Raw genomic sequence first — 5522 nt, forward strand, 5'->3', positions numbered from 1 at the left:
CCAGACGGCCGTCCCCGTCCCACCGCGCCACATCACCCGTGCGATACAACCGGCCACCCGCCGGCCCGAACGGATCCGCCACGAAACGACCCGCCGTCAGCGAAGGACGCCCCAGATAGCCCCGGGCCAGCTGGACTCCCGCGAGGTACAGGTCGCCGGCGGTGCCGGGCGGTACCGGACGCAGGGCCGCGTCCAGCACGTAGGCGCGGGTGTTCCAGACGGGTCGCCCGATGGGCACGGTCCCGGTCCGGTCGTCCGTGCGGCAGGCCCACGCGGTGACGTCGACGGACGCCTCGGTGGGGCCGTAGAGGTTGTGCAGCTCGGCGTCGAGGAGTGTCAGGAAGCGGTCGCGTGTCTCGCTGCCCAGTGCCTCACCGCTGCAGATCACCCTGCGCAGACCGGTGCACCGGGCGGCGGCCGGGTGGCGCAGGAACTCCTGGAGCATCGAGGGCACGAAGTGGACGGTGGTCACCCCGTACTCGTCGATCGCCTCGGCGAGGTAGGCGGGATCGCGGTGTCCCTCGGGCCGGGCGACCACGAGCGTGGCTCCCTCGGTCAGCGGCCAGAACAGCTCCCACACCGAGACGTCGAAGCCCAGCGGGGTCTTCTGCAGCACGCGGTCGTCCGCCGTCAGCCCGTACTCCCCCTGCATCCACGCCAGGCGGTTGACGATGCCGCGGTGGGGTACGACGACGCCCTTGGGCCGGCCGGTCGAGCCGGAGGTGTAGATGACGTAGGCGGGGTGGTCCGCGCGCAGCGGCGTGACGCGCTCGTCGTTGGTGACGTCGTCGGTGCGGTGCTCGGCCAGGGCCGCGAGCGTCCCGGGCGAGTCCAGGACGAGCGTGGGCACCGTGTCGGCGTGCGGTACGACGGAGCCGGCGGTCGCCTCCGTGGTGAGCAGCAGGCCGGGCGCCGAGTCGGTGAGGACGTAGGCGATGCGGTCGGCCGGGTAGTCGGGGTCCACGGGCAGGTAGGCGGCGCCCGTCTTGATCGTGGCGAGGACGGCGGCGACCATCTCGGCGGAGCGCGGCACGGCTATGGCCACCGTCGACTCCGGGCCGACGCCGCGGTCGGCCATCAGGCGGGCCAGCCTGTTGGCGCGGGCGTTCAGCTCACCGTAGGAGAGCGCCTCCCCCTCGAAGACGAGGGCGGTGCGGTCGGGTGTGCGGGCCGCGCACGTCTCGAACAGCTCGGGCAGCGTCGTGTCGGGGACGGCGTGTGCGGTGTCGTTGAAGCCGGTGAGGACCTGACCGCGTTCCTGCGGTGAGAGGGTGTCAACCGACCCGGTGGGCCGGTCGGGGCCGGCCGCCACCGCTGCCAGGATGCGGGTGAACCGGTCCGTGAGCGTGGCGACGGCGTCCGCCTCCAGCGCGTCGGGGCGGTAGCCCACGCGCAGCCGGATCCTGGTGCCGGGGTACGCGATCAGGCTGAGCGGGTAGTGGGTGGCGTCCTGGCCGGTGAAGCCGGAGACCGACACTCCGTCCATCCGCCGGTCCAGGGCCGCGGCGTCCAGGGGGTAGTTCTCGAAGACGGCGAGGGTGTCGAACAGCGGGCCGCCGCCGGCCTGGCGCTGGATCTGCGCCAGGCCCAGGTGCTGGTGGTCCATCAGCTCGGCCTGGGTGTCCTGGACCCGGGTGAGCAGGCCGGCGAGCGGCTCGGACCAGTCGAGTCGCACCCGTACGGGGAGGGTGTTGATGAACAGGCCCACCATGGTCTCGACGCCGGGCAGCTGCGGCGGACGGCTGGAGACGGTCGCGCCGAAGACGATGTCGTCGCGGCCGGTGACCGCGGCGAGCAGCAGCGCCCAGGCGCTCTGCACCACCGTGTTGAGGGTCCAGCCGCGGGCCCGCGCGAGATCGGTGAGGGAGGCCGAGAGGTCCTCGGACAGCTCGACGACCTGTTCCTCGGGCTGCCGGGCCAGGCGCTGGGTGATGCCGGGCGCCACGAGGGTCGGTTCGGCGAGGCCGTCGAGCGCGGCCCGCCAGGCCTTGGCCGCCGCGTCCTTGTCCTGGCGCGCGAGCCAGGCGAGGTACTCCTTGTACGGGGTGACCCTGGGCATGCCGCCGGTGTCGCCGTGCCGTTCGTAGAGCTCGAAGAGTTCGCCGACCAGCAGCGGGAAGGACCAGCCGTCCAGCAGGATGTGGTGCAGGCAGATGATCAGGCGGTGGGTGTCCTCGGCGAGCCGCACGAGGGTGAAGCGCACCAGCGGCGGGCGGGTGAGGTCGAAGCGCCGGGCGCCCTCCTCCTCGGCCAGCCGCTCCAGCGCCGCCCCGCGTTCCGCGTCGGCGAGGGCCGTGAGGTCCTCCTCGCGCCAGGGCAGTTCCACGGACTTGGGGATCAGCTGTACGGGGCTGCTCAGCTTCTCGTGCCGGAACGCGGCACGCAGGTTCGCGTGACGGTCGAGCAGGGCTTCGGCGGCGGCCTTGAGCCGCGGCGCGTCGAGGGGTCCCCGCAGGTCGAAGGAGAGCCGGACGGTGTAGGCGTCCACCGCCGTCTCGTCGTAGAGCGCGAGGAAGAGCATGCCCTCCTGCAGCGGAGACAGGGGCAGAACATCGGCGAGACCCTGTGTGGTCATGAGTTCCTCCAGTCGGATTCCAGAAGGTCGATCTCCGCCTGCGACAGCGACACCAAGGAAAGATCCGATGGAGTCCAGCCACCGGTGTCGGTCCGGCTGCTCGCGTCCGACAGGGCGTCCAGGGCGGTGAACCAGGTTTCGGCGAGGTCGCGGACCCGGGCCTCGGGCAGCACACCGGCCGCCCAGGACCAGGTGGCGACGAGCCGGGGCCCCTGCGGGCCGTCCTGCGTCAGCACGTTGAGTTCCAGGCAGTGCGCGAGCGGCAGGTCCTCGTCCGCGCCGGCGGTGAGCACGTCGGCCAGCGGGTCGGCCGTCCACGCGGCGGCTTCCTCGGGCGCCTGGTCCGAGGCGGCGAAGCGGCCGAGGTAGTTGAAGGAGATCTGGGGGGTGTGGCCGGATGCGAGTACGGAGGCGGTGTCCGGGTTGAGCCAGCGCAGCAGGCCGTAGCCGAGACCGTTGTCCGGCAGCCGCCTCAGCTGTTCCTTGACGCGCTTGAGCGCGTCGCCCGTCGCGTGCCCGGTCCGCCACTGGGCGCCGGGGGGCAGTCCCGTGTCCAGACGGACGGGGTAGACGGTGGTGAACCAGCCCACCGTGCGCGACAGGTCGATGTCCGGGGCGAACTCCTCGCGGCCGTGGCCTTCGAGGTCCAGCAGGACCGCCGTGTCGGTGCCGCCGCCGTGGCGCCGCCGCCAGTCGCAGACGGCGAGCGCCAGCCCGGTCAGCAGGACGTCGTTGACCGTGGCGTGGAAGGCGGCGGGCACCTTGGTCAGCAGCGCTTCGGTCTGCTCCGGCGGCAGGGTCCGGGTGAGCGAGCGGGCCGTCCTGGTGGTGTCCCGGGCCGGGTCGAGCGGGCGGCTGCCGACGAGCCTGTCCGGCTCCCGCGTCATCTCCTGCCACAGCGGGAGTTCGGCGGTCCTCTCCCCGGAGTGCGCCGCCGAGCGCAGGCGCCGGCTCCAGTGCCGCAGCGAGGTGCCCACGGGGTCCAGCGCGGCGGGGGCGTCGGGGCCGGCCTGCCACGCGGCCATCAGGTCGGGCACCAGGATCCGCCAGGAGACGCCGTCGACGACGAAGTGGTGCAGCACCAGCAGCAGCCGGCCCGGCCGGTCGTCCCCCGCGTCCAGCCAGACGGCCCGGATCATGCGCCCGTCCCTGGGCGAGAGTCCGGCCAGGGCCTCGTCCCGCTGTTCCTCGTACACCCGGCGCAGCGCGTCGTCGCCGGTCAGGCCGCTGATGTCGACGCGGGTGACGGCCTGGGCGGCGTCCACGCCGCCCGGCTGCGCGATGTGCAGGCTCCAGCCGTCCGGTGCGTCCGGCGTCCACCGCATGCGCAGGGCGTCATGGTGGTCCAGCACCCGCTGCAGGGCGCCGGTGAGCCGCTCGACTCCCAGCCGCCGCGGTACCCGGATGAGCATGACCTGGCTGAAGCGCTCCACCGGACCGCCGCGGGCCCGTTGCCACTCCATGACCGGTGTCGTCGGGAGCGGGCCCGTGCCGTCGCCGGAGACCGGGGCCGGCTCGCCCTGCGTGCCGATCTCGGTGGCGACGGTGGCCAGGGCCTCGACGGTACGGTGCCGGAAGACGTCCCTGGGGGTGATGGCCAGTCCGGCCCGGCGGGCGGCGGCGACCAGCTGGATGGAGACGATGCTGTCACCGCCCAGTTCGAAGAAGCCCTCGTCCAGGGCGACTTCGTCCAGGCCGAGCACGTCGGCGAAGAGACCGCGCAGGGTCTCCTCGCGGGCGTTGGCCGGTGCCCGCCCCGCGCCGCCGGTCCGCTGCGGCGCGGGCAGCGCCTTGGTGTCCAGCTTGCCGTTGGGGGTGAGCGGCAGCCGGTCGAGCCGCACGAACACGGACGGGACCATGTAGTCGGGCAGGCACTCCGCGACGTGCTTGCGCAGGTCCGTCGGATCGGGCAGCGCGCTGTCGGCGCACACCACGTATCCGACCAGCTGCCGTCGCCCCGGCTGGTCCTCGCGTACGACGACGACGGCCCGGGAGACGTCCGGGTGCCGGGTCAGAGCGGCCTCGATCTCGCCGGGCTCGATCCGGAAACCGCGCAGCTTGACCTGGTCGTCCGCCCGGCCCGCGTACTCCAGCAGACCGTCGGCGCGCCACTTGGCCAGGTCACCGGTGCGGTACATCCGCTCCCCCGGCGCACCGTGCACGGCGGCCACGAACCGGTCGGCGGTCAGACCCGGACGGCCCAGGTAACCCCGCGCCAGACCCCGGCCGGCGATGTACAGCTCCCCCACCACACCCGGCGGCACCGGCCGCAGCGCCTCGTCCAGGACGTAGACCGCGGCGTTGGTGACGGGGCTCCCGATCGGCGGGGCTCCGGCGCCGGGGGCGAGCGGTGCGCTGGTGGTGGCCATCACGGTGGCCTCGGTCGGTCCGTAGGCGTTGACCATCCGGCGTCCGGGGGCCCAGCGGGCGACCAGCTCGGCGGAGCACGCCTCGCCTCCCACCACCAGGGTGCGCAGGTCCGGCAGATCCGCGCCGGGGAGTGCGGCCAGGGCCGCGGGCGGGATGAGGGCGTGGGTGACCCGGTGTTCCCGCATGAAGGCCACCAGGTCGTCGCCGGCCGGCGGGCCGCTCGGCGGGACGACGAGGACGCAGCCGTGCACCAGGGCCATGCAGACCTCCAGCACTGCCGCGTCGAAGCTGGGAGAGGCGAACTGCAGGACGCGGCTGCCGGGAGTGACGAAGAAGCGGTCCCGCTCTGCCGCCGCGAAGCCGGGCAGTCCCCGGTGGGTGACGACGACGCCCTTGGGCCGGCCGGTGGAACCGGAGGTGTAGATCACGTAGGCCGGGTGGTCCAGCCGCAGGGGCGCGGTGCGCTCGTCGTCCCGGACGTCGTCCGTCCCCTGCGTCTCCATGGCGCCGAGGGTCGCCGCCGCGTCGAGTTCGAGTGTGGGGACGTCCAGGTCCCGGGGCAGGTCGGGCTGGGTGG

2 protein-coding genes are annotated in these 5522 nt (G+C 73.6%); both read right to left on the reverse strand.

Going from position 1 to position 5522, the window contains the following annotated elements; translation table 11 throughout:
• Positions 1–2575, reverse strand: a 2575-nt coding sequence (locus IE177_RS34440; protein WP_190019428.1) for a non-ribosomal peptide synthetase, incomplete at its 3' end; no start/stop codon positions are given.
• On the reverse strand, positions 2572–5522 hold a 2951-nt coding region (locus IE177_RS34445), incomplete at its 5' end, for a non-ribosomal peptide synthetase (RefSeq protein WP_190019429.1). The genes IE177_RS34445 and IE177_RS34440, both read right to left, overlap by 4 nt.

It is taken from the genome of Streptomyces lucensis JCM 4490, assembly GCF_014650035.1.
GTDB classification, from domain to species: Bacteria; Actinomycetota; Actinomycetes; order Streptomycetales; family Streptomycetaceae; genus Streptomyces; species Streptomyces lucensis.